The organism is Sphingobacterium tabacisoli, assembly GCF_017908035.1.
GTDB lineage: Bacteria > Bacteroidota > Bacteroidia > Sphingobacteriales > Sphingobacteriaceae > Sphingobacterium > Sphingobacterium tabacisoli.
Map to the genome: position 1 here is coordinate 1 of NZ_JAEQMU010000009.1, position 23990 is coordinate 23990.

Below are 23990 nucleotides of genomic sequence, written 5' to 3' on the forward strand. Positions count from 1 at the left end.
CTAAAAATCAGTATGCCTACGAAAGCTACTAAGACAACCCTTGGCTCTTCCTCTTCTCACTATATAAAGCAAATCTATAAAACAAAAAATGTCTCCTATATTTGCTTACAACAAACATAGGAGACAGCCTATTCATCGTCTCCCTATCTTTTCTGCTTTCTTTAGACGTTTCGTAAGACACCCTTGACGAATTGTAAACCATTTACCTTTTCTAAATAGTACTTTCTAATTTTGTTTCAAATCAAATCAAGATATGGCATCATTAAAACAAATCATCCTCGTATTAGCGCTGCTCATAGGGACCTCGAGTCTTTCATTAGCAAGAGTTAAAATCCCTCTTGGAGAAAGAGAAGTGCTTAACAAAGTTCACGACTTACCTGATACCGATGAATTCAAACTAGAAAACGGTAGCTACCTAGATCTGGCAACACTACACACGGAGTTTAATATCGCTTATATATTGCCATTGTATATCACTGCGGCCCCAAAACTTGTTGGCTATGATGAAAAAACAAAAGAGTACTATGATATTCCGGCCAAGGAATTAGAAACCTTATTAATTGAGCAGAAATTAAAATCCAGCAACCTTAATAAACTGCCTTTTTACACCCAATATGGCGGAAAATTAGTAGGATTAGCATTGATCGCCTTTATCATCTGGGGATTCATCCCTTCAAAGAAAAAGAAAGTAGAACCAAAGAATATTTAACCTTTAAAAACAATAAATATCATGAGTATTCAAGTAATATTAATCATTGCGTTCACCATTCTTGTGTATGGTGGAATAATGTACTTCACTTACGCGAAAAAAAGAAAATTGAAAGAGGCCATGCAGAATACAGACTTCAAAGCAGAGCTGCAAAAAGCCACAACTTATCGAGACAACTTTCTAGGCGGAGAATATAGTTACCTTCAAAAGCAAATGGGCAATCTTCCCATTGACGCATTCAACTTTGCCAACCTAGACTATAGCAATAAATCTGCTATAAAAGATGGCTTAAAAGACTCTTTAAGAAGCGCCGCAACTCTTGGTACCGTCAGATATCAGACTGTACAGACTCCCAAATACTTAATTCTGAGTGGCGATGATCTTCATCTTTTAGACACAGATACGGAAGGCGACATCAGCAATCATTTCGTATTCGACAAAGACAGACTTGCTCAAGCAACACTTATAGAAATCCCACAAAAAGGCACTATGCAGGCATTTGCCAAACAGAAGGGAGATAACGTAAAAGCCTATAGAATCTCACTACCGACAGACGGCCAACCCATAGAGCTTGTCCTGTTTTCTGCATTAGTTTTCACCTACGCGACGACCAGTACAGCCATGCTGTCAATGAATACCCAGAAACTAATCCAGGAAAACGTGATCGCGAATGATTTTCTTCAGCAGATAGGTCAAAAATACCCGAATCTCCGAGTAGCTATACCACTTTTGGACTAATACCCTCACTTTCAAATGAAAAACAAAAAATCAATTTTCATACTCATAGGACTACTGGTCTTGTCAACGGCAGGAATTGCAATCTGGGCCTACTCCGTATTGAATGGTATTGAAGAAGATAAGGAACAAACACTAAAACTATCAACAAAGATTTTAGATAGCTTCCCTAACCATACTTCCATCTATAAATACCCCGTATCCCCATCCATACCTAAATGGGGCAACAATTACCTTATCATCGAAAATGGAGGATATGATGAATTGGGCATTACTTACAAAGCAAAATGGAATGAAGGGCTTGGCACAACTTCCAACTTCCCTGGCGAGCAGATCAAGGGCTTAGTTGTGATTGCTATGGATATGCAGGCCCGAGGCGAATACATCGGAAAACTTGGACAAAAAGATAAGGCCTATCAAAGAAACTACATCGTGAGTTACTTTGACTTAGATAAAAAAACAGTTATTGCACGGGACACCTTATATGGAGAAGAACCTCCGACCACTAAAAGATCCACAGGCTCAGGAGCAGGAGCATTTCCCACAGACCAAACTGTGATTGATGCCATATCCAATCGTATACAATAAATAAACTACATACTCTTTTGTTAATCCCGTTGGTTAGACCCAACGGGATTTTTTTTTCTGAAAGTATATGTATTATTGATTCGATTCTATATTCCAAGGAATCAATGAGCTCTCTTAGTTCGGTTCAATAGACATCAAGAACTTTTTTCATGATAATTTCCTTTTGCATTGACATTCAAGAGCTCCTTGATAACATCGGGATCGGTTAACCACGGTTGGTGATTCAAAGGGATTATGAAAGTTTTATTTTAACAACATATCCTATCTGTAGACAAAAAACTACTTTTAGTCAAACTATTTTTACCTACCTTTAACATTAAAATGTTTCACTAGAAGAAATATTGCAATAACTTAAAATACCAATATATTCTTAAATAACAGTTATAAATTTAAAAAGTCATGACAAAAAAGCTATTCGCCGAATTTTTCGGCACATTTTGGTTAGTCTTCGGTGGCTGTGGTAGCGCTGTGTTTGCAGCTGGCGTTCCCGACATAGGAATTGGTTTACTGGGTGTTTCCCTCGCCTTTGGTCTAACCGTACTCACGATGGCCTACGCTGTGGGGCACATCTCAGGAGGCCACTTTAATCCCGCTGTCTCTGTAGGGTTATTTATAGGGGGACGTTTCTCGGCAAAAGATCTAGCCCCTTACATTATCGCCCAGCTCTTAGGAGCTATCGCTGCCGCAGGGTGTCTTTACACCATACTAAACGGTGCCGGCGCTTTTTCGACAGAAGGTCCTGGAGCGTTTGCCACCAATTTCTATGACATGCCTGGTTATCACGAGCGTAGCTACAGTGTTGGAGCCGCATTCCTGACCGAGTTTCTCCTCACTACCTTCTTCTTAATCATCATCTTGGGTGCTACCGACAAATGGGCCAATGGCAAATTTGCGGGACTTAGCATAGGCCTCGCTTTGACTCTCATTCACTTAATATCTATTCCGATAACAAACACCTCAGTCAATCCAGCCCGCAGTACCTCACAGGCTCTATTTGTTGGAGGAGCAGCATTATCTCAATTGTGGTTATTCTGGATAGCGCCGATATTAGGTGCCATCGCTGGAGGACTTATATATAGGCATCTTCTTAAAAAAGAAGACAACGCTACGGGATAGGGAAAACCATCTTAAAAAAAATAGCCACAACTTCCTATCTGTTGTGGCTATTACTGTTCGGTATCATTACACCTTACTTCAAGAAATCCTTATCCTTATAAGCAGGGTTTGGGTAGGTATAGAACCCCTCTCCCGTCGATACTCCCAATTTATTTTCATCAATAAACTGCTCTTTCAAATACGCTACAGTCTTTACCTTCAACGGATCACCCGTTGCGTCTGCCGCCATCTTATTAATATTGTAAGCTGTCGTAATCCCTACCACATCTAATATCGCAAAAGGCCCCAATGGAGCACCTGTAGCTACCATCCAAGTCTTGTCTATTGTTTCCGCATCGGAGACACCATCGACCAGAAGATTGGTTGCCGCCGTAAGAAGTGGCACCAGCAACGAATTAACAATATATCCAGGTTGTTCTTTATGCAGAGGCAAAGCAACCATACCAATTGTCTTCGAAAAAGAAACCACTTTATCAAATACAGCTTTATCCGTGCCTGGATGTCCCATTATTTCTGCCGTATTGTGTTTCCATATTTCATTCGCAAAATGCAACGCAAGAAATTTTTCCGGACGGCCAGTCTCATCTGCAAACTGGCTAGGCAATAACGTAGACGAGTTTGTTGCAAAAATGGTCTTCTCGGGGGCGACTTTGGCCAGTTTATGATAAAAATCGATCTTTATCTGAGGGCTTTCAGGAACTGCCTCAATTAGCAGATCTGCATCCTTTGTGGCCTCTCCTAGATCCGAACTATAGGCCAATCTGTTCTTAGCAGCATCGATCTCCTCCTGCCTGGCATTCAGATCCCTTTTAAAAGCGGCACTCAATATATCAAACTTACCCTTCGCTTTCTCTAAAACCTCATCATTGATATCATATACCGTCACACTATATCCATGAAAAGCACTTTGAAAGGCGATTTGATACCCTAATACCCCACTACCTGCTACTGTTACGTTTTTTATGTCCATATCTTAAATTTATTTTATATCAATCATTCGACCTTATCCCCTGATTCCCTTCATCCATTCTTTAAATTTAGCGAGGTGTTCGCCAATAAAAGATTCATGCTCTTCGTCATCCTTCTCCTCCCATGGCAGGATATGGTCGAAATAAGTTCCTTTTAACACTCTGCGAAGCAATCCTTCTCCAACAAACGGCTTATCATCATTAAGCGTTTTTGCAGCCTTCAGAAGATGTCTGATGTCATACTGAAGCGGACTAACATCCGGCACCTGCTTATTCAGATTCAAAAGTTCATATACTGCAATCCGGGCCGTCCGAACAGAACTTTCCATCGTAAAAACCACATCGTTGTTAGTCTCCACAAACTGTCCGACCAATCCAAGATTCTTACAGCCCTCCGGTACCACCGCTGGCCTATCTCCCTTAGCCCTTGGCATAAACATCGATGTAATGTAAGGCATGAATGCCGTACGTACGATAGTATTTGCAACTACATCATCCAGCTGATCGATGATACCCAAATGATGGCACAGCTCCGCCAAGATTTCATTTCCTGTACATTCCGGCATTGTTTTCTTTACATAATCTCCCTTTTTATCCATAAAGAGCGCATACACCCACAATACCAATACATCATCTGGCTGCTCCGGAAAATGGGGTTGTCTATTACAGGTAAAACTCATCAACCAATTCGAATCCGTTATCGTAATAATTCCACCGGTCACCGTTTTACCCGAATAAGGGTCATTGACAGCATATTCCTTTAATTTATCGATAAGCGCTGATGGTTTACAGGTGAGCGTCGCAGACTCCCAAGATGACTTCTCGATATTACTACAGAATTTTTCCGGATTACCGAAAATAGTCGATTTGGCGGCAAGGTTTTTCCATATCTTCCACCCTGCGCTCTGTCCACTAGTTGCATTATCGATTGCCGCAATAGGAGCCTTCGTATTATCTCCATACGAAGTATCCTCTGTCATCGACCCCGTAGTCACAATAACATAATCCTGTTCACGTACAGGAATGATCACCTCCTTACCTTTCTGCTCCGTGATAATTGCCTTTACCGTTTTTCCTTCCGTATTGATATGAATATCCAGATCCTTTACCAGGTTATTGAACTGTACCTCTACGCCTTTATCTTTCAAAAACCGGCCCAATGGTGTGACAAACGTATCATATTGATTGTATTTCGGGAATACTAATGCAGATAGATCATTTAGGCCATCAATAGCATGTAAAAAACGGTGCATATACAGCTTAAACTCTAATAAACTGTGCCAGTTTTCGAAGGCGAACATCGTACGCCAGAATGTCCAAAAATTGCTGGATAAGAAAGATTCTCCAAAAAACTCTTCGATAGAAATATCATCCAGTTCTTCCTTCCTTTTTAGTAAAAGCTTAATCAGCGTTAGCTGATCCTTCTTATTGAGACCAAACTTACTGAAATCCTGGACTTTTCCTTTATTATGAATTAGGCGCGCCTTCGAGAAGTTCGGGTCGTTATCATTAATCAAACGGTACTCATCTAAAACACTGTACGGAGCTGGCATCTCTAATGCGGGAATATCCTGAAACATATCCCACAGATTTTCATAAGTCATATCCATCTCGCGTCCACCCCGAATGATATACCCCTCCTTCGCATTACCTGCTCCGTCAAGAGATCCTCCTTCTACAGCCAGTTGTTCCAAAAACACTATATTTTTTGCGGGGATATGCCCATCACGGATAAAATAATATGCAGCAGACATTCCCGCGATGCCACTTCCTATAATATACACCTTACTATCTTGATACGATTTCGTTGGAATTCCTTTATTCCGCTGATAATTCCCAATCTGATCCGAAAAAGGGAGCGATTTCTCTGGGACGTTGCGTTGCCGCTCCTGACTAGCATCAGGTTGATGTTGCACATTACCGTTGCTTGAAGAAGCTTGCAATACTTTGTCAAATTTTGAAGTGATTGTTTTCATAAGTACTTACTATTTTAACGTTTACGTAAAATTACAGCATTATAACTAGCACTTGCTATCCCCAAATTCGCCAATACTGTGCTAGATTTCCCCACCACTAACCTGCGCCCGTCTATATTCAGAAGGTGACACATAGCTATACTTCTTAAAGAAGCGCCCAAAGGCCGATACAGAATTAAAACCAATAGCGTACGCTACATCAGACACCGTCTTCTCCGGGTTTCCTAATAGCGCTAAAGCCTCTTTCAAGATATACTCATCTATGATTTGATGAGGTGTCTTTCCTGCGCCCCGCTTTACCGCATTGATAAGATATTTATTGGACACACATAGACAGTCTGCATAATAAGCGACATCTTTATGCTGTCCCACATGCTCACAGACCAACTCCATAAACCTGAAATACAAACAATTACCATCCGAAAGAACATCCTCTTCCTCATGCATTTCATTGGCCACGATTTCGGCGACTTCTAATAATACATTAAATATCAACGTCCTCACCAGATCCAATGTATACCTCCCATTACGTTGACTCACTTCCTGAAGGTACTCCAAAAGTGAGAATATCCTGTTAGCATCTGCTACATTCGAACGAATCACACGGAATGAGCGTCCTCCAAATAGCCCCATTTTATCCAAAAAGAAGGGGTCAGCTATATTTTTCAGTAAGAAATTCTTATCAAACAGAAGAAGCCTCATCCTTAACTGTCCATCTGTTTCTACAAACCGAAGCACGGTCGAGGGCGCAAGCACCAAAAATTCATTTTCAGACAAGTGGTACTGGAGGTTATCAATCTCTATCCCGATCTGGCCTTCTACACATACACACACGGCGTAATAATCTACCCGAAAGGATGTTTTGGGAAATTCTGGAATAGGATTACCAGATGATATATAGTATGGCCGCACACAGTCGACTCCATAAAACATCAACGTATCATGCAATTTTTCATGTGCTTTATCCATATACCGCTTATTTGGTAGAGCTTAATCAAACAACCGCACAACATGCTGCACGGCACAACACTTAACTACATCGGTAGATATATATACTAAGATAATAAATATCTCTTAAATAGCTATTCGAAGCTCCCTCCTAAAATAGTCTACACAGCGTGATTTCCTTTTTTTTCTGTACATAACGAAAAAGAATCCTTTGTTTTCATTTTATTCAAGTATATTTAGCTATAATTTTTCAGGAGAATCGTCATTAAGCTTCTCTTTTTGTGCAACTTCCGCAGGTTCACAAAACTGAATTATCTATGAAAAACATAAAGCTGACCAGACAACAGGCCTTGTCCGCTTTCAACGATGTTCCCCTTATAGCAGATTTAGGATAAATCTAACTACACCTGGGCACATAGTAATTTTTAATTATAAGTTATAATGGAAAGAACGTTTGAATACAGTCAGTTTTTTAAATCGATGAAGTGTCCTTCTGTTATACTTAAGGTCACTGAACATGGCTTCGATATCGTTGACGTTAACGATGGCTATCTCGCCCTATGTGCTTTGCGCTTAAAAGATATGGAGGGGAAAAATTTCTTTTCCCTTTTTCCGATCAATCCCTACATCTCCGAAGATGATTGGCTCAACTCCTTTGACTCCGTTTTAGTCAAAAAACAAGAAGTGACCCTAGGAGTCCGGAAACTCGTATATCCTCTCAACTCAAAGACTACATTTTTGGATGTACGCTATTATGAAATACATCATATTCCAATTTTGAATGACCAGGAAGAAGTCACCTATATTATACGGACACTGACCAACGTGACACAACGTGTCATTCTAGAAGAGCTCTACAATGATTCCCAAAAATCAGTTCAGTATGGCAACTGGTGGGTCAACACCCAACATCAGACCGTCGAATTATCTTCTGGAGTTAAAGAGATCTTAGAAGTCCCCGATTCCTTCAAGCCAGACTTACAGTCGACAAAAAGATTCTATTGTAGCGAAGAAGAATTGGCAAGTTTCTACGAAGCCGTAAATAGAGCTGTAATCGAAAAAAAGATGTTCAAAAAACTACTCCGCATCGTTACAGCCAAAGGCAATAAACGCTGGTTATTATTAATCGGGCAGCCTGATTTTGTTGAAGGCATCTGCATAGGTGTACGTGGTGTCGCAAAAGATGTTTCGGAGAAACTAGCCTATATGGATAAAGTAGAAAACCAGCACAACAACCTCAAATATATTGCCTTTGCTCAGTCACACCTGGTACGAGCCCCATTGGCACGTATACTAGCATTAGTAGTACATTTGAAACAGAGATTTAATGAAGGCAATTTAGAGCCGCAACTATTTGATGCCCTCAATCATTCCGCACAGGAACTAGATGCTGTTATACATGAAATTATAAACAAGACTGTTGGAGAAAAACGGTTAATTGTTGACGATAAAGACTAAATCCTATGAAACTGAATACAGCTATTGTGGACGACGATAAGATTTTCCATTTTCTAATGTCTATCATGCTCAAAGAGACCCAGATCTCTTCCTCTCCACTATGCCTACAAGAAGGAGGACAATTCCTTCAATGGTGGCATACTCAAAAAAGCATCTCAGAAAATGTCCTTATATTTCTGGACCTTAACATGCCCTTAGTAGATGGATGGCAAGTGCTCGATGAGCTCAGAAATGAAAATGCAAAAAATATCTTTGTAGTAATCATTACCTCATCTATCGATCCTAAAGATAAAAAAAGAGCAGAGCGCTACCCCATGGTTATCGACTTCATTGTCAAACCGATACAATTACACGATCTTTTAAAAATTAAACATTCCACTTCTCTAACCCCATATTTCAGTTAACTTACCGGATAAAACATAAAAGGGGAAGTGTAAAACACTTCCCCTTTTATGTTTTTGTATAGACTAAGCTTAATTTAGCAACTCTGCTAATTTCTGATGTAACTCTTCTCCTCTCAAGTTACTCGCTACGATCTTTCCATCAGGACCGATTAAATAATTCTGAGGAATACCACGCACACCGTACAACGTCGAAGCTGCGTTTTTCCACCCTTGTAGATCACTTACATTAGTCCATTCCAATTTATCATCTGCGATCGCTTTCAACCAGTTATCTTTCTTCCCTGGGTTGTCTAGAGAGACACCTAATACCGTGAAATTTTTGTCTTTAAACTTGTGATATGCTTCTACCACATTAGGATTCTCCATACGACAAGGGCCACACCAAGATGCCCAGAAATCAAGCAGTACATATTTTCCTCTGAAATCAGACAGCTTCACCGGTTTATCATTTACATCGTTTTGTGTAAAGTCTGGAGCCATCGCACCTACAGCGGTTGCTTTTGCAGCGATAATCCGTTTATTGAAAGCCTCTCCTGCAGGTGTTTTTTTCACGTCTGCGCCCAATTTGTTAAAAGCAGGTTCCGCAAAATCTACGTCAAGCTGCGACCCTGAAAGGTCCTGCAATGCCAACAATGCAAAATATGATGTTGGGTTTTTCGCCAAATAATCTTTTTGAACAGTCTCCTTCTCTTCCATCAAAGGCCCCGCTAGACCTCTTAGCTTTTCTGCTAATTTACCGTCTTTACGTTGTTCATCAGTCGCGCCATACCATTCTGCATCTAGCGCAGCCATTCCCTTTGTCGATTTTTCCAACTGCTTTGCATACTGTGCATACTCTACACTCAAAGGATTACCTGATACAGTAGCATTTTTGATAGAATCTGTTGCCACCAATTTGGCAGTTCCTTTATCGATATATAAACTGTAAGAATCAGCTGTCTGCGCTGCACGACGATCCAATTTTCCTGTTGGAGCATAAGTGATTGTCATCTGTGTAGGCCCCTCTACCGTTCCCGCAAAAGAGAACTTTCCCTTCTTCACTTCAACGCTGTCTTGCGTCATACCATTACCCGTGCGATAAGCTAGGTACGCCTTAGCGTTGTCATTTGATTTTTTTACTTGAGCTTCGATTTTAAAAGCCCCTTGCTGTGCCCATACCGCTATTGGTAATGCGAGCACCATTGTTAATACTGTTTTTTTCATTTTAAAATTTAGTAATTGATTACATAGTAACCAGAAGCTAAATTAGATATTTTCACTTTTCCCTGCGACTAATACACGTATCAATTACGTTACCGCCTTTTATAAACAGGATTGGATCGGTTTTATTTTATAGAAAAACAGTGCTTATCTATCCAAATCAATAGCGCCGAAAACAAGAGAATAACCGCCCCTACGATCCCACAATTCACCAATACCATCGGTATACCCAGTGCATTCACATCTACAAACGGGTAGGGATAGAACCCCGTGATAGCTCCATGAGCCAACGTATACAACAGGTAGATGAGCGGGTAGATGAGCCACCCCAGTATATACTTCCATCTCAACATCTCCTTTTCAGGACTACGCCACCAATAGCATAATACCAGCAATGGAATCACGGAGTGGAGCAATTCGTCCATAAATCGAGCAAAGCCTTGTGGTTGCCACAAGAACCGTAAAGCTACATTATACACAAGACCGACGATAAGAATATAAAGTGTGATTGCTGTCAGTGTCGAGCTCTTCCCAAAAAATACACCAACGCACTTTTGGGGAGACAACCACAGACAGGTCGTACTTATGGCCACCATCAAATTGGTCTGTATCGTAAAATAACTGAAAAACCGGATTATGCGTACAACCGGAGACAATGAAGCGCTATTAATACCAACACAAAATTGAGCGACAATGGCAAACCAAGCCGTTACGGCAATTATTGCAGCAAGATTTCTTTGAGATAAAGTCATGACATCTATTATGTTATTATCCTAAGGTAAATATTTTTATACATAAAGGGTGCTACCATATGGTAGCACCCTTTATCGAAATCTATAAATACATCAAAACACGATTCTAAGGTATAGGCTTATAGGTATCTGCACTTACATCTCCATCGATATACATCACATCACGAGGACTTCCTTCTCCCTCTAATGTCATTTCAGGCATAGCCTTCAAATCCCCAGCGACCTTTTCAAATAGCATTACTTTATAGCTCCCCCCCTGTTTCACACCAATAGCAACATAGTTAAATGGAGTAACAGATCCTGAATGTCTCAAATGCTTTATAAAAGTTACTTCGCCACCGCCGGACACCGTATATTGAAGCTGCTCAAAGCTATTCGCCAAGTTTCGGCTATACACATTACCATCCGTTGCGACAAAATACATCATCTCTTCATCTCCAAACAGTAGCGTATGCAATTTCCCATCAAATAGCCTTTCTGTTGGTTGAATTACTTTTCTAGTGATTTTCATCGTCACAAAGTTAGGTTCCAACCTAGCGACTACACGACGGCTGGGATTGCTCTTATCTTCAAAAATTGCATATCCAATGATCTCATACCTATACTCTGGTGCCCCCAAATAAACCTGGTTTTTTAGTCCCATATAGTGTACCTTCTGGTTATTCTGCTCTACATCCATTTGAGATCCCTTACCTACCTGCACCTTGGTAAACATGGTTCCTGATGCGTCGGGCAGCGTCACAAATGTGCTACTCGCTGTATCAAAGAAATAACTGTACTGTCCTGGCAAGTAAAAAGGTGAGAGTGTATAATCCGAGTTTTTACTATCAAACATGACATTCGTTCCAAACATCCCCTTACTGACGTTCATCATATTTATACCGTACAATCGTCCATTATTAATAAGAAACTCGGACATTGAACCATAAAAAACAGCATCTCCACGGAAGTCATGGCTTGGGCTTCCCAAAAAGAATGTTTCCTTTGTATTTATCACCTTCAATGTGTTCAGGTACACCGCCTGGATATCACCTGTTGTATTGACAAACAATGTGGGCGTATTCGATGGTTTTGGCTTTTCGACGGTAGACTTATAGTTATGGACAAAACTCAGCTTCCCCGCCTTTCCCTCAAGCTTTCGCCCATTCACTGCACTATAGATATCAGAACTCATCCATTCTACATTACGAAACTTCGAGGCATAGAAAAAATCAAGATCACTATTCTGTTCATCATCTTTCAGCACATACCAGCCTGTTGTAAATTTTGTATTCACTCTGATATTGGCCTGACTTAACTTAGCTAAGCCTGTTTTCTTATTTTTGGCAATATGCACCAATATCCAATTCCCAGCGATCAATTTGACACGGTACTCTAATACTCTCGACCGGCCAATCGTGTCTAAGGTTCCTGACACAAGTGGATCGAAAACACCCCAAACGTATTCAAAGTCAGCATCAGGCAAGGTCGAATGAGCCATCGCGTCAATCCGAAGTGTATCATGCTCGGATATAACATTGTAACGTTGCTCCAACCCTTCAACACTGATGCTTTCTGCCTCTTTATAGTCATAACTATTACCATCCTTATGACAAGAGCTGACCAGTACAGCGATCATTGCTAACAACAACCCAAGTATATTTTTCATTTTCATAATTTATTCATTAGTTACGTTACACTTATCTTGGAAAAACAATAAGTTGCCTATTTTCATCACGCAGCGGTCCAGTTGTACTTTCGTTATTGTACTTTATCAATGCCGCATTAAGAACAGCCTTATAATACATCATCAAATCGGTCTGTGGCACCGCTTCAACAATCATCTGTTCATCCCACCGCTGTTGTGTCACCTTAATCATAAAACGATGCTTTTCAGCACTGTAATCACCGAGATAATACCGAGACACATTCGCTGTCCAGCCATCGGGTTTACTCAATTGATCCGTATACGACACCTCTCGCCAGAGCTTTTCTTTTTCGCCTAAGACAAACTCTTCATTCGCTTGTAGCTTAAACTTTAAAACCACCGTATTTTTCTTCAACGACTCGTCTCTTAGTAATACAACAGGGAGCTGCGTGTGCACGGTATTCGCTTTAATCACACAGAGCGCACCCCCCTCTTTATCGAAGGATTGATAATGGACCCCTGGAACCGCATTCTCCACATCAGGAACAGCCTCTTGTTCTATTTTAAAAAAACGATCCTTATTTTTTTTACCACCCAGTGCATATACATCAAAGTATACCGTATCCTGTAATTTATCTTCGGGTTCATAGACAAATGTATGCGCCTTAACCCGGTTGCGGAGCTGCCGGTCACTGTTATACAGATCTGCCGGTGCAGGGCCAAACTGTATAATATTAATATCTTCAAAGGTATTATAAGGAGCCTGTTTGCAGGACCAGAACGATACCGTCATACATGCAAAAAGCAAATACTTTATTATTTTCATAGCTCTTAATTTATAGTCTCTATCTTAGGTAGAGGCAGTACATAATTGATGGTCGCAGTAGCAGGTAAAAACAAAAAACTTGATCTTTGTACGTTTTTGCGTTTATAAGTATAGAAAGTCTGCCCTTCCGCATAAAATTCCTTGCGATACTCTTTTACAATTTCTACGTCCAATGCTTCAGGGTTAATGGGAGCTGACAAGTCTAGGTTCCGTGCCTTTCTAAAAGAAGCGAAGTATTCGAGCCCCTCTCCAAACGGAGCCGCCTCTGCAGCGATAAGATACAATTCACTTATACGAATCATCGGTATTTGTTTATAGTCTCGTCCTCCGGAAGTTTGAGAATTAGGCTTTGCCGAATATTTTTTGATAATATTCCCTTTCTTTCCATCTGCCAGGACTACGTTTTGCCATAATGAGGTTTCTCTGATGTCTTTCCCTGTATTCCCGTAAAGCACCTCTTTTAGTTTGTTCCATTCCTCTTCTTTTTTCAAAACCAGACTGGCGTAGTTTGCATCATACCTTTTTTCCAGATCATGGTCATACAAACCAAATAAATGCTCGCCGACCAACGTAAAGTTTTCTTTTGCAAAGTCTGCGGCAACTCCTAATTTGAATTTGACAGATCCATCCTTATTTTTAGATTCAAGTACTTCCTTGGCTGCTATATAAGCCTTTTCTTTATCTCCATACCAAAGATGTATCCGTGCTTTCAGTCCCTTAGCAGCGTAATAATTCATACGCAGATAGCGATGAGCAAAATAAGAATCTTTTACTGGGGCAGTCCCAAGACGCATATCCTCGATGGAGAGTTCTTGAATCGGATCGACTCGACCAAGTAATGTTGCTGCCTCATCAATATCACTGATCAACAAACTTTTACACTGCTCGTAAGACATCTTTTCGTGCAGCATAGTGGTAAATTTAGTAACGTAAGCCAGTTGACTTCCCTCTGCTGGGTTATGAGGCGCAGGACCAAACAACCGCATCAGATCAAAATGCAAGTAGGCCCTTAGTGCTAAAGCTTCTCCCTTGACCAGTTCATAAAGCCCAGCTGTTTTAAACACATTTTTTCTACTGTCAATCTGGCCCAACATCGCATTAACACTAGCGATCATAGCATATTGCTTTAGAAAAATCTCATCCAACATCGTCGCCACCTGTTCATTTTTATAGTCAAAATAGCCCAAGCGTCCTTCTGCGGATAGACTTGCCGCGTCCCAACTAGATACCAGGTGTTCTATCGTTGTTTGCGTCAATCGTCCACCATAGACCGTCTCTTCTTTCATCTGCACATAGACACCTGTCAACGCATCTTTGAAACCCTCTTCATCCTCAAAAAATGTCTCCAACTCGATCTGGGTTTTTGGACTGACATTTAAATAATCATTGCAAGATGTAAGCAATAGCCCACCCAACAACAGCATACTATATATATTTTTCATCTTTTTAAAAAGTTACGTTAAAGCCTAAGGAGTATTGTCTTGCAAAAGGATAACTTGTCCCTCGCTCTCTTCTTATGGTGGACAAGTACAACGGTTCAGACATATTGGCTGTTACGCTCAGCATATTTAGCCTCATAGCACGCATCCATGCTTTCCCACGTACGTCATATTGAAGATGTATATTCGATATGGCCAGCAGACTTTCATTCTGCACAAAACGAGAAGACTTATATGTCGGTGTATTCACCAGTAAACCCTTAAAGGCCGCAACATCTCCCGGTTCTTTCCAACGATCGTCAAATACACGTTGATCGACATTATACTTATAGTCCGTCACTTCCACCTTATCAGCCAGCGTACTGTTATACTGCTGAGCTCCGAATGAGTATCTAAAAGCCGTATTCAAGGTTATATCCTTGTATCTTATCAACGTACTAAAGTTTCCAAACAACGTAGGCTCCGTAGATCCCATCGCCACCACATCACGGCCACTCCAGGTCAACGTAGGTTCGCCATCGATTCCCCGAAACACTTCCATACCCGTACTTGGATCAATTCCCATGGATGGCACTACCCATATCGTTTTACTGGAGTACCCTTCTTCATACACGTTACCTATGATATCCCCTCTCGCTTTAGCCGTCGCCTGTGCCTTTTTCAATTCTTCAGAAGTTTCCAGTACTTTATTCTTATTCCTTACAAGACCTCCTGTTATAGACCAGAAAAAGGACTGCGGGTTATTCAACAGAACTACGGTTGCCGAACTCTCCACCCCCTTATTTCCTACGCGCCCGACATTTTCGGTATAACTTGTAAAACCATTAGAAGCAGGAAGGTTCAGAGTTGATATCAAACCTTTTGTTGTCTCTTCATACACATCAAGTTTCACTTTCAGCTTCCTGTCCAAAAATTCTGCATCGAATCCAATATTCTTTTTAAAGGTCTGTTGCCATTTCAATTGTTCATTTCCTAATCCCAAGAGAAAAGCTCCATTCCAATTGTAGTATCGATCCCCCGTATAGTATTTGTATGAGGTCATTGCTTGATAAGGGTCAAAATTTTGCGATCCCGCTATCCCTAAAGACCCTCTCATTTTTAAATGATTAATAACTTCATTGTTTTTTAAGAACTTCTCTTCATGCACATTCCACCCTAGACCAAATGACCAAAAAGGAGCATAACGATTTTTAGAACCAAACTGAGAGGCCCCATCCTTTCTATACACCATATCTGCGAAATACCGGTTGTCGTAGATATAATTGACGTTAGTTGTAAAACCTATTGCTCTACTTATCTTATCATTCCCTGTTGGTGTACTTCCTTTCGCATACTGCAACCCCATACTCAGAAAATCAAGCTTAGGATTCGAGAATCCCTCCACTAAAAAATTGTATCTATAGTTCTCGCTATGACGCAGATTGAAATCAACTCCTCCAAAAACGGTGTGTTTTTTATGGAATGTCTTATTGAAAGAAAGATTAACTCCAGCATCATATCCAAACTGATTGGAGGTTGACAGTCTATAATCACCTTTTCTAAATACGTTATCTAGACTATAATTAGCAAAGGCAGTATGTTCTGCTGGTCTAAAGCGGTCAGATTGTCCCATAGCTTTAACCAATCCCAACTGTGTTCGCAGAATAAGACCTTTCACTATCGTCCATTCTATAGACGTATTATTTAGAATATCGTTGGACGAGGTCCTATCATATGTTTTTAGGGTCGCATTATACAATGGATTTGCAGGTAAAGGATTCCAATAGAAGCCATAAGAAGATGCATCACCAGAATCTCCTAAAAATAAATTGAGCTGTCCGTCTTCGTTATAAGGTGCCCAGTATGGGTTCTGCTTACTATAATTATCAAAAGTTCCATAAGGGGACTGTGCATGTTTTCCTGCTTTAAATTTCGTGTCGTTACGAAATCTTATATTTTGATAATTATAGGTAATGGTCACCCCTCCATTGAATGTGTTTCGGTCGGAGCCCCTCATCACACCCGCTATCTTATTATATTGTGCCGAAGCAGCATATCTAAACCGACTATCTCCCCCTTCTACCCGCAGATTGTGCCTTTGTCCGTGCCCCGTCCTCAATGGAATAGACAACCAGTCGGTTTCTACCCCCCTATTAATTTCACTTAGGATGTAATTGTAATATTGCTTTAAACTAAAATCTTTATCTGGATTACGGTCACTGTAATAGCCTACAAGTCGCTCCAATTCCAATTTCTCGCGGGCTTTCAGAAGTGTGTATCCGGATAAATCTGGATTCTCAAAATTTATCATCCCTCCATAACTGACTCTCAATTTACCAGCAGTAGGCACCTTCGTTGTTATCACCACAACACCATTGGCACCTCTAGATCCATATATTGCCGTTGCTGTCGCATCTTTCAATATCGTGATGGACTCGACATCATTCTCATTGATATCCAGCAATGTAGCCAGGTTAGACTCAAAACCATCCAAAATGACCAAAGGCGTATTCAATTCAGCATGCGATTCATTCTTCAGATCCTTGATATTCGGAATACTGGAGTTACCGCGTATTTGAATCTCAGGCATTCGGTTCGGATCCGAGCCATACAGATTACTTTCTATAATATTAAAAGACGGGTCGATATTCCTCAATGATGTAATCAGATTTCGCGTCCCAAAGAGTTGCAGCTCCTTCGCCGTCACCGTAGTCGAAGCCCCAGTAAAGCTCTTATCTACCTTCTTAAATATACCAGTAGATATCACAACTTCGTCCAGCTCGCCTTCCTCCAGCACCATGCGTACGATATGACGAACCTCTTTTGGATTCAGCAGTTGTACTTTAGGTGTATACCCTAAAAAACTAAACACGACCTCTTGGTTAGATGCTGCTGCGGGCAGTACAAATTCCCCTTGTCTATTCGTCTGTGCTAAATTGGCACCTGTTGATCTCAAGCGAATAGAAACTCCAGCCAAAGGCTTGCCCGATTCATCCATCACGACTCCCTTTACTAGATCCTGCCGCTCGTCTACAGCGGATCGATCCACTTTACGGATCGTGACGACCTGATTATCCAATGTAAAAGCAAAACCTTGCCCAAGTAAACAGCTATTCAATACATCCGTCAGATTTCGATCGGACGCTTGAATGGTTATCGGTCTGAGCGACTTTACCTGTTCCGCATCGTAAATAAAATCATACTTTGTCTGCTGCTGAATTTGATTCAGAACCTCCTTCAAGCTTGCATTTTTGACACGCATCGATACTTTTTGCGCATAAGTCGATGCACTTACCTGAAGTAGCATCAATAGCCACCCCGTAAAGACAAGTTTCATGATGAGAATAAATTTCTTCATGCGTGGCAAAATAATGCCCGCATTTGTGGTCAATAATTTATACATTTGAAATAATGTGGTTAAAAAAAAGTTAGTTATTGTTAGCTTCAATCGACTGATTAACACTGCATTCACGGAAGTGTTAGCGCACTTCCGTTTTTGTTAACGAGCCGACCATATTTTTGTCTTTGTCAAGTCTCCTATTTCACAATTATCCTCCTTCCTTTGACTTCTATTTGGACACTCGCTACGCCCTCTATTCGTTTCAATATATCAGCAAGACTTCGGGTACGCGCAAAGCTCAACGTAAGCCGTGAAGGCACTTTCTTTTGAAACAGCACCTCATCAACGTCATACCACCGCTTCAATTCATCCAAGATAACTTCAAGCGGCTGCTCAGAGAATCGGAAATATCCTTCCTTCCAACCTGTCTCCTGGTCTACTTCCACCTGCAGAACTCGTATACCATTCTTCTCTGCTATAGTAATCGCCTGTTGCCCTGGAGACAACACCAAGTCCTTACCCTTATGCGATATCCGGACTATCCCTTCAGATAGCGTAGTTTTTGTTTCCAGCTCATTCTCAAAAGCCCGGATGTTAAAAACAGTCCCCAGCACCGTGACCTTAGCCTCTTTGGCATACACCTCAAAAGGAGATTTCTCCTGTTTAGCGACTTCAAAGTAAGCTTCCCCAATAAGTTTAACCTTACGGGTACCTGCTTTATAGTTTGAAGAAACCAACAACTGCGATGATGAGTTAAGCCACACTTTTGTGCCATCTGATAAAATGACCTGATTTGATACGCCTTTAGGTGTAGAAAAAGACAAAAACTCTTCCTTTACCGTCGGCCAGGCCAATACATCAAATCGATAGACACCTTCACTTATTCGCTGTACAGCAACATCTTTTGTCTCCAACCGGTCCAAAGAATCATTCACAACAAATACAGACCCATCACCCAATTTTACAAGCGCCTTATCATCTGGCAAAGTGATATCCACAGGAGCGGTTGCAACTTCGACCATAGCGTCTGCATTCCAAACATCCAATTTCAGCACAGCGACAGACAATACTCCCGCGATTAAGGCGGCGGCGGCATAAGGATACCACCTACGGAAGAGTGGCTTCCGATTCTCTAGCACCATTCCTGCTTCAGACCGTATTGCGCCCCGAAGGTTCTCTTTCTCAAATGGGGCGGCCATATCCACCACGATAGTCTCATCTACCATAGAAGACACCACTTCTTCCGGAAGTTCGACCATCAGGAGCCACAGCTCCTCCCGTTCGGCAACAGTTATGTCCCGTTTATAGTATTTCGGTAATAATTCTTTAAGTCGGTTAGCCTTCAAGTCAGTTGTATTTGTGATAAGAACACCACAAAATCAGTATGCTACTAGTCAATGCTGATATTTTTTATAAGAGACTACTATATAGCTATTTAAAAAAGCTTATTGATATACACAATAAGGGCTAGGTACAATTCGGCATCACTATGCTGTAGTTTACGCCTCAAGTTTTTAAGAGCTTGCGCCATGTGATTACGCACCGTATGAGTTGATAGTCCCAGCCGTTCGGCAATTTCCCGGTGGGTGAGTTGTTCATTTCGACTAAGCTCGATAATAATCTGTTGTTGCTTAGGCAGATCCGCGATACTTCGTTCGAGCAGCAGTTCCAGTTCTTTATGGAATATATCCTGTTCGACTGATGGAGTAATCATCGTCTTTTCATCGATACCATCATACGCCATACGCTGCCGTTGCAGTGACCTTATTTTATTCAGGCTCAAACGCTTAGAAACCACATAGAGAAAGACCCAAAGATTACCCTCTATATTAAGTTTGTCACGGGATCCCCAAAGCTTCACAAACACCTCCTGCACCACCTCCTCTGCCAGGAACCGATCCTGTGTCAGGTTAAAAGAGACACTGTACACGCCATGGCTTAGCGTATCATACACCTGTTCAAAGGCCCTTAGGCTACCTTCTTGAAGCTTCCGTATTGTCTCTTTTTCAACCAAATGCATATCACATACATCTTATTATAGCGGACTAAGTTAGAAAAAAAGAAGAGATTTACCTATAGAACAATAGTATGCCTTACAAAAAGAGGGCTACTCTTTCAAGCAGCCCTCTGCACAAACTAAACACTATTTATACTGATTTTTCTATTTTTTCTCCCACTCCTCCAAGAGTGTCTTCAACTTCGGATCAGAAGGCCTAGGACTGTCTGCCGTAATCAAATTACCCTCCTTGTCTATCAAGATATAACGAGGAATATTAGTTACTTTATATGCTTTAGAAAGACCATTATTCGGCCCTGCATGCAACTGTATTCCCTTAAGCTTTTTCTCCTTGACATACGCTTCCCATTTGGGTTTGTCTTTGTCTGTTGAAACCCCAACAAACGCTACAGCTTTATCTTTAAACGCGTCATTCAGTTGCTCCCAATACGGTTCTTCTCCACGACAGGGTCCACACCAAGTCGCCCACATATCTACCAACATTACCTTTCCTTTCATATTCTCGAGTGCGATATCGTTTCCTTCCAGATCTGGAAAAGCAAACTTAAAAGCAGGTACTCCCACCTTAGTTTCTACAAGCTTAGCCCCCACCGCGGCCGCACGTTCTTTTTGTTCCGTCAATGTAAAGTAACTTTCATAGCGCTCATACATTGTCAGAAAATCACTGTACGAACGGGCTCCTTCCAAACGGTTCAATACAAACTGTCCTTTCAGTATATTTGAGGGGATGGCCTCCACTTGCTTCTCGAAAGGTGGTTTGCTTGCTAAATCCACTTTTTGGTACACCAAAATGCTCATAAAACGATCGCCATACGGCAGTAGTAACAACTCATCTTTCAGATAGGCGTCGATATCGAGTCGTTTATAATAATCACTCATTTCCTCTTTGGCGGGGTGTGTCGATCGAGGCATGTAGAGATAAGAAATCGCATAATAAGCGAAATCAAAATCCACCAAAGTCCGAAAGAAGGTGTCAAACTTCGAATTTCCGGTTCTCGCAGACCTCCCGATTTTAACAACCTCATTTTTAAAAGCCTCTACTTCGGGAAAGAAGTCCACATATGTACTCATTCCACCCAGGTTAGTCCCTTTCTCTTTAAAGTTGGCAACCTGTTTATCCCAAGTGTATAAAGTCTGATTCTCTTTCGTATTCTTTCCCGTTAACTCGTATCCCCCTTTAGTCAGTCTAAAGCTTAAGGACTCGCCCCCTTTGACATAAAAACGGCTCAATCCCTGCTGCCCTTGTGTAGAGCCCGCCCCCACGAGATACAAGCCCTCATAGTCAGGAATAAAGCGAAAAGCAAAAGCCCCCTGACTATTCGGCATAGCAGTTGCGATTTCAACCAATCGCCCATTATACACCTTAAATAAGCTAACTTCTTTCAATGGAGTGACCTCGGTCACTCCATTAATATTCGTTGCTTTTTGGGCACGCAGCGTTGTAATTCCCAACAGCAAGATCGCAATGATATATAGATACTTCATTCTTTCTTCTTTTTACCAGCCTAAAGGTACTTCTGCTTCCGTCACATCAGCGACCTTTCCAAAACCATCAAAAGATAATAGGCTCTTGAATGCCCCATTAAATTGCGGCGCCTCCCACACATCCACTTTACCCGAAGCCTGTGGCTGTGATGGATCAAACGTAGCTACCACCAGCCCTATAGTCGAAGGAAGGAAGCGCTTGCCATGGGTTTTCTCATTTCTAGGGTTGGTCACTGTAGCGTATGTTACATATATACTACGCAGGTATTTGAACGTCGAAATCTGCCTATTACCATAGTCCTTCATCAAGGTTGTTGTCTTCTCGCTTGGATCGTATTGGTATATTTTACCTCCTACCACATATTGAAGGTAGCCGTAGCGTTGATCCACTTCAAAATGTGTTGCTTGCGCTATTCCTGGAATATGCGTTATTTCATCCCAAAACCGCCCGGCGAAAGTTTCAGTATTGGTCATCCGAGCCAAAAAGAACTTATTGTCCTTGGTCAGCACCGCATAAGCCTGACCGCCGAATGCTACAGTTTGGTTCATCCACACCAGATCCATCCCCACATTATTTGGATTGAATGCCGAATTGTTCGCATTGTAGGGCAATGGAGAGCTTGCTGTTTGCAACATGTCACCATTTCTTATGAAACGTTTATTAGCTATGTCATACATAAGGCACCCCATAAGAAAACCAGGATAAACAGCAACAGAAGAAGATACCTTTATATGCTTCCCATCCGATAGCCTATTAACTGGAGTACCTACCGACCATTGAAATGTTGGATTTTTAATATATACATCACTTCCTTTTACGACATAACCTGCAGAGGGTTCTGTCGGTCGTATCGCATCGATAGTTTCAAACTCAGATGGCCTTGCTGTCTCAAATTTGAACGCGTATTGTTCATTCCAGATAAAGCCATCAGTCAGGTTAATCTTTTCCGTGCGTTGGTCAGTTCCGATATACACCATATACTTAGCCCCTGTTCCACTGGCCTCAGTTTGGTTATTCCAAGTTGTAATAAACTTTGGTTTACCCTCTAGATTAATCTGCTTACCGGAAAGGTCCTTAATATTTTCCTGAAAATTACGATGTGCCTTAGGATAGGTACCTGTAGCATGATCGTACTCAAAGAAGTCAATCCTCGATTTACCATTATCTTCCGCCAAGATCATCCATCCGCCGTTATATCCTGCTGTAATCTGCATCTTAAACTTTTTTGTCCAACTAATATTGCTTTTCTTTTCTTTAACGGTATAATACACCGTATATGTACCGAAGCCCAAGGGTATCGCTTCATCTAGATTAACATGTTCTCCTAGAATAACAGGTTCTTTGTTCATTCCTACCTGATATGCCGTCCATCTATAAGTATAATCGTCCGTATTCACTTCCCTACCCGAAGACAACTTGATTACAGGTTCAATCTGTGGATTAGTAGCTGTTTTAGCCATGTACAGCTCTTCAAGGTTTGTTATAAAGAGACTATCTATAGTCGTGTATTCATAATTGCCCAAATCTTTTTTGCATCCTACAAATACAACAACAAGAGCCAATAATGCTATATATTTTGCAACTGTTTTCATTTTTCTAATTTGAGTTATTATTGCTAGGTCCCATTGTTATTTCCTTACCATTTTCATCTCGATGAACACGCCCTTCGGAAGCTTCTTTCGCTAGCCAATAGGACATATATGAGCCCCAAAACGACAACTTAGCTACAGTAAAATACTTATCAGCAACATATTGTGGGTTAATAAAGTGCTCTAGGTCTTCGTCAAACAGTTCGACGATAAGGTTCACTTTTGCGCCGGAGTATTCTCCCAAATACCCTTCAACCTGAACTTTCTTCGCAATCCATAAGTACGGTTTATCAAATCTATTGTCCGCTACAACGCGAAATTTTAACACCGATGTCTTTTTCTGTAGATTATCTCTCCAGCGATAAGCAATATTGGTATTAAAATTTTCATTCGGAACGAGTTCAAAAGCAGTCGAGAGCGGAGCGAGTTTCATTTCCTCGGCTTTCAGCACCTTAAGCTTGATGATACCTTTGTTTTTTCCGGCAGGAATTATCAAACGATCTGTCAATATCTGATAATGTATATTTTCCTTCAGCGTTCCCTCGGGATCAATTTTTATTTTGAATTCCCGATCTGCCCTATGTGTCGGCCCTGCGACCGATACGGATATACTATCTATTGCAGAAGTGACTCCCACAGGCATAAAGCCAAACTTAATGCTTAGACTATCTAAGGGTATTGTATTAGCCCCCGTTCTATATAGTTCTGTAAAATAAATAGACGCTCCATTTTCACTTTCATCAAACACGTCGAGCGACTGTTCCTTACAAGAGTAAAAAATAATGGCAGCAAATACTACATACAAAAATTTTATTTTATTCATAATATGTCAG

Annotated in this window: 20 protein-coding genes; 6 read left to right on the forward strand and 14 right to left on the reverse strand. The window is 41.1% G+C overall.

Features of this window, described 5'->3' with window-relative positions; genetic code table 11:
* Nucleotides 1–253 precede the first annotated feature (253 nt).
* The 4 genes from JKG64_RS21595 (at nt 254) to aqpZ (ending at nt 3148) form a co-directional block, all read left to right on the forward strand.
* Nucleotides 254–709: a hypothetical protein gene (locus JKG64_RS21595; protein WP_210356347.1), complete on the forward strand. Its 456-nt coding sequence runs from the start codon at nt 254–256 to the stop codon at nt 707–709.
* 21 nt (nt 710–730) lie between these two features.
* Entirely contained in the window at nt 731–1447 is a 717-nt protein-coding gene (locus JKG64_RS21600; protein WP_210356348.1) for a hypothetical protein, read from the forward strand.
* Between the two features lie 15 nt (nt 1448–1462).
* Nucleotides 1463–2032: a hypothetical protein gene (locus tag JKG64_RS21605; RefSeq protein WP_210356349.1), complete on the forward strand. Its 570-nt coding sequence runs from the start codon at nt 1463–1465 to the stop codon at nt 2030–2032.
* A gap of 399 nt (nt 2033–2431) precedes the next feature.
* On the forward strand, nt 2432–3148 hold the full coding sequence (gene aqpZ, locus JKG64_RS21610) for an aquaporin Z (protein ID WP_210356350.1): 717 nt from the start codon (nt 2432–2434) through the stop codon (nt 3146–3148).
* A 73-nt stretch (nt 3149–3221) separates the two neighbouring features.
* Here the strand turns inward: aqpZ and JKG64_RS21615 are convergent, their stop codons facing one another.
* The 3 genes from JKG64_RS21615 to JKG64_RS21625 all read right to left on the reverse strand — a co-directional run bounded on the left by JKG64_RS21615 (nt 3222) and on the right by JKG64_RS21625 (nt 7061).
* Entirely contained in the window at nt 3222–4118 is an 897-nt protein-coding gene (locus JKG64_RS21615; RefSeq protein WP_210356351.1) for a 3-hydroxyacyl-CoA dehydrogenase, read from the reverse strand.
* Between the two features lie 33 nt (nt 4119–4151).
* The gene (locus tag JKG64_RS21620; RefSeq protein ID WP_210356352.1) at nt 4152–6092 is read right to left on the reverse strand and encodes an oleate hydratase; all 1941 of its coding nucleotides are present in this window, start codon (nt 6090–6092) and stop codon (nt 4152–4154) included.
* Between the two features lie 81 nt (nt 6093–6173).
* Complete coding sequence (locus JKG64_RS21625; protein WP_210356353.1) at nt 6174–7061, reverse strand: helix-turn-helix domain-containing protein; 888 nt, start codon at nt 7059–7061, stop codon at nt 6174–6176.
* Nucleotides 7062–7481: 420 nt separating this feature from the next.
* Here JKG64_RS21625 and JKG64_RS21630 point away from each other — a divergent pair, with 420 nt between their 5' ends.
* Nucleotides 7482–8498, forward strand: a complete 1017-nt coding sequence (locus JKG64_RS21630; RefSeq protein WP_210356354.1) for a PAS domain-containing protein — start codon at nt 7482–7484, stop codon at nt 8496–8498.
* Between the two features lie 5 nt (nt 8499–8503).
* Nucleotides 8504–8902, forward strand: coding sequence for a response regulator (locus tag JKG64_RS21635; protein ID WP_210356355.1), 399 nt, complete (start codon nt 8504–8506; stop codon nt 8900–8902).
* Between the two features lie 69 nt (nt 8903–8971).
* Here JKG64_RS21635 and JKG64_RS21640 read toward each other — a convergent pair whose 3' ends face one another.
* The 11 genes from JKG64_RS21640 to JKG64_RS21690 form a co-directional block, all read right to left on the reverse strand.
* Nucleotides 8972–10105: a redoxin domain-containing protein gene (locus JKG64_RS21640; RefSeq protein WP_210356356.1), complete on the reverse strand. Its 1134-nt coding sequence runs from the start codon at nt 10103–10105 to the stop codon at nt 8972–8974.
* 122 nt (nt 10106–10227) lie between these two features.
* Entirely contained in the window at nt 10228–10854 is a 627-nt protein-coding gene (locus JKG64_RS21645) for a Pr6Pr family membrane protein (RefSeq protein ID WP_210356357.1), read from the reverse strand.
* 106 nt (nt 10855–10960) lie between these two features.
* Nucleotides 10961–12502, reverse strand: a complete 1542-nt coding sequence (locus JKG64_RS21650) for a PKD-like family lipoprotein (RefSeq protein ID WP_210356358.1) — start codon at nt 12500–12502, stop codon at nt 10961–10963.
* A 31-nt stretch (nt 12503–12533) separates the two neighbouring features.
* Nucleotides 12534–13307 carry a DUF4843 domain-containing protein gene (locus JKG64_RS21655; protein ID WP_210356359.1) on the reverse strand — a complete coding sequence of 258 codons (774 nt, stop codon included), beginning with the start codon at nt 13305–13307 and terminating at the stop codon, nt 12534–12536.
* A 5-nt stretch (nt 13308–13312) separates the two neighbouring features.
* Nucleotides 13313–14749 carry a RagB/SusD family nutrient uptake outer membrane protein gene (locus tag JKG64_RS21660; protein ID WP_210356360.1) on the reverse strand — a complete coding sequence of 479 codons (1437 nt, stop codon included), beginning with the start codon at nt 14747–14749 and terminating at the stop codon, nt 13313–13315.
* A 4-nt stretch (nt 14750–14753) separates the two neighbouring features.
* The gene (locus JKG64_RS21665; RefSeq protein ID WP_210356361.1) at nt 14754–18083 is read right to left on the reverse strand and encodes a SusC/RagA family TonB-linked outer membrane protein; all 3330 of its coding nucleotides are present in this window, start codon (nt 18081–18083) and stop codon (nt 14754–14756) included.
* Between the two features lie 179 nt (nt 18084–18262).
* Nucleotides 18263–19411: a FecR family protein gene (locus JKG64_RS21670; protein ID WP_210356362.1), complete on the reverse strand. Its 1149-nt coding sequence runs from the start codon at nt 19409–19411 to the stop codon at nt 18263–18265.
* Nucleotides 19412–19500: 89 nt separating this feature from the next.
* Nucleotides 19501–20085 (reverse strand): RNA polymerase sigma factor, encoded by a 585-nt coding sequence (locus JKG64_RS21675; protein ID WP_210356363.1) that lies wholly within the window; start codon nt 20083–20085, stop codon nt 19501–19503.
* Nucleotides 20086–20226: 141 nt separating this feature from the next.
* A complete protein-coding gene (locus JKG64_RS21680) occupies nt 20227–21567 on the reverse strand; it encodes a TlpA family protein disulfide reductase (protein WP_210356364.1) in 1341 nt (446 codons plus the stop codon).
* Nucleotides 21568–21579: 12 nt separating this feature from the next.
* The gene (locus tag JKG64_RS21685) at nt 21580–23160 is read right to left on the reverse strand and encodes a PKD-like family lipoprotein (RefSeq protein WP_210356365.1); all 1581 of its coding nucleotides are present in this window, start codon (nt 23158–23160) and stop codon (nt 21580–21582) included.
* Between the two features lie 4 nt (nt 23161–23164).
* Nucleotides 23165–23980 (reverse strand): DUF4843 domain-containing protein, encoded by an 816-nt coding sequence (locus JKG64_RS21690; RefSeq protein WP_021071728.1) that lies wholly within the window; start codon nt 23978–23980, stop codon nt 23165–23167.
* Nucleotides 23981–23990 lie beyond the last annotated feature (10 nt).

What these genes read in the sequence shown, in the direction of transcription:
- JKG64_RS21595 (WP_210356347.1), top strand. Translation starts at nt 254, where the DNA reads ATGGCATCATTAAAACAAATCATCCTCGTATTAGCGCTGCTCATAGGG.
- JKG64_RS21600 (WP_210356348.1), top strand. Translation starts at nt 731, where the DNA reads ATGAGTATTCAAGTAATATTAATCATTGCGTTCACCATTCTTGTGTAT.
- JKG64_RS21605 (WP_210356349.1), top strand. Translation starts at nt 1,463, where the DNA reads ATGAAAAACAAAAAATCAATTTTCATACTCATAGGACTACTGGTCTTG.
- aqpZ (WP_210356350.1), top strand. Translation starts at nt 2,432, where the DNA reads ATGACAAAAAAGCTATTCGCCGAATTTTTCGGCACATTTTGGTTAGTC.
- JKG64_RS21615 (WP_210356351.1), bottom strand. Translation starts at nt 4,118, where the DNA reads ATGGACATAAAAAACGTAACAGTAGCAGGTAGTGGGGTATTAGGGTAT.
- JKG64_RS21620 (WP_210356352.1), bottom strand. Translation starts at nt 6,092, where the DNA reads ATGAAAACAATCACTTCAAAATTTGACAAAGTATTGCAAGCTTCTTCA.
- JKG64_RS21625 (WP_210356353.1), bottom strand. Translation starts at nt 7,061, where the DNA reads ATGGATAAAGCACATGAAAAATTGCATGATACGTTGATGTTTTATGGA.
- JKG64_RS21630 (WP_210356354.1), top strand. Translation starts at nt 7,482, where the DNA reads ATGGAAAGAACGTTTGAATACAGTCAGTTTTTTAAATCGATGAAGTGT.
- JKG64_RS21635 (WP_210356355.1), top strand. Translation starts at nt 8,504, where the DNA reads ATGAAACTGAATACAGCTATTGTGGACGACGATAAGATTTTCCATTTT.
- JKG64_RS21640 (WP_210356356.1), bottom strand. Translation starts at nt 10,105, where the DNA reads ATGAAAAAAACAGTATTAACAATGGTGCTCGCATTACCAATAGCGGTA.
- JKG64_RS21645 (WP_210356357.1), bottom strand. Translation starts at nt 10,854, where the DNA reads ATGACTTTATCTCAAAGAAATCTTGCTGCAATAATTGCCGTAACGGCT.
- JKG64_RS21650 (WP_210356358.1), bottom strand. Translation starts at nt 12,502, where the DNA reads ATGAAAAATATACTTGGGTTGTTGTTAGCAATGATCGCTGTACTGGTC.
- JKG64_RS21655 (WP_210356359.1), bottom strand. Translation starts at nt 13,307, where the DNA reads ATGAAAATAATAAAGTATTTGCTTTTTGCATGTATGACGGTATCGTTC.
- JKG64_RS21660 (WP_210356360.1), bottom strand. Translation starts at nt 14,749, where the DNA reads ATGAAAAATATATATAGTATGCTGTTGTTGGGTGGGCTATTGCTTACA.
- JKG64_RS21665 (WP_210356361.1), bottom strand. Translation starts at nt 18,083, where the DNA reads ATGAAGAAATTTATTCTCATCATGAAACTTGTCTTTACGGGGTGGCTA.
- JKG64_RS21675 (WP_210356363.1), bottom strand. Translation starts at nt 20,085, where the DNA reads ATGCATTTGGTTGAAAAAGAGACAATACGGAAGCTTCAAGAAGGTAGC.
- JKG64_RS21680 (WP_210356364.1), bottom strand. Translation starts at nt 21,567, where the DNA reads ATGAAGTATCTATATATCATTGCGATCTTGCTGTTGGGAATTACAACG.
- JKG64_RS21685 (WP_210356365.1), bottom strand. Translation starts at nt 23,160, where the DNA reads ATGAAAACAGTTGCAAAATATATAGCATTATTGGCTCTTGTTGTTGTA.
- JKG64_RS21690 (WP_021071728.1), bottom strand. Translation starts at nt 23,980, where the DNA reads ATGAATAAAATAAAATTTTTGTATGTAGTATTTGCTGCCATTATTTTT.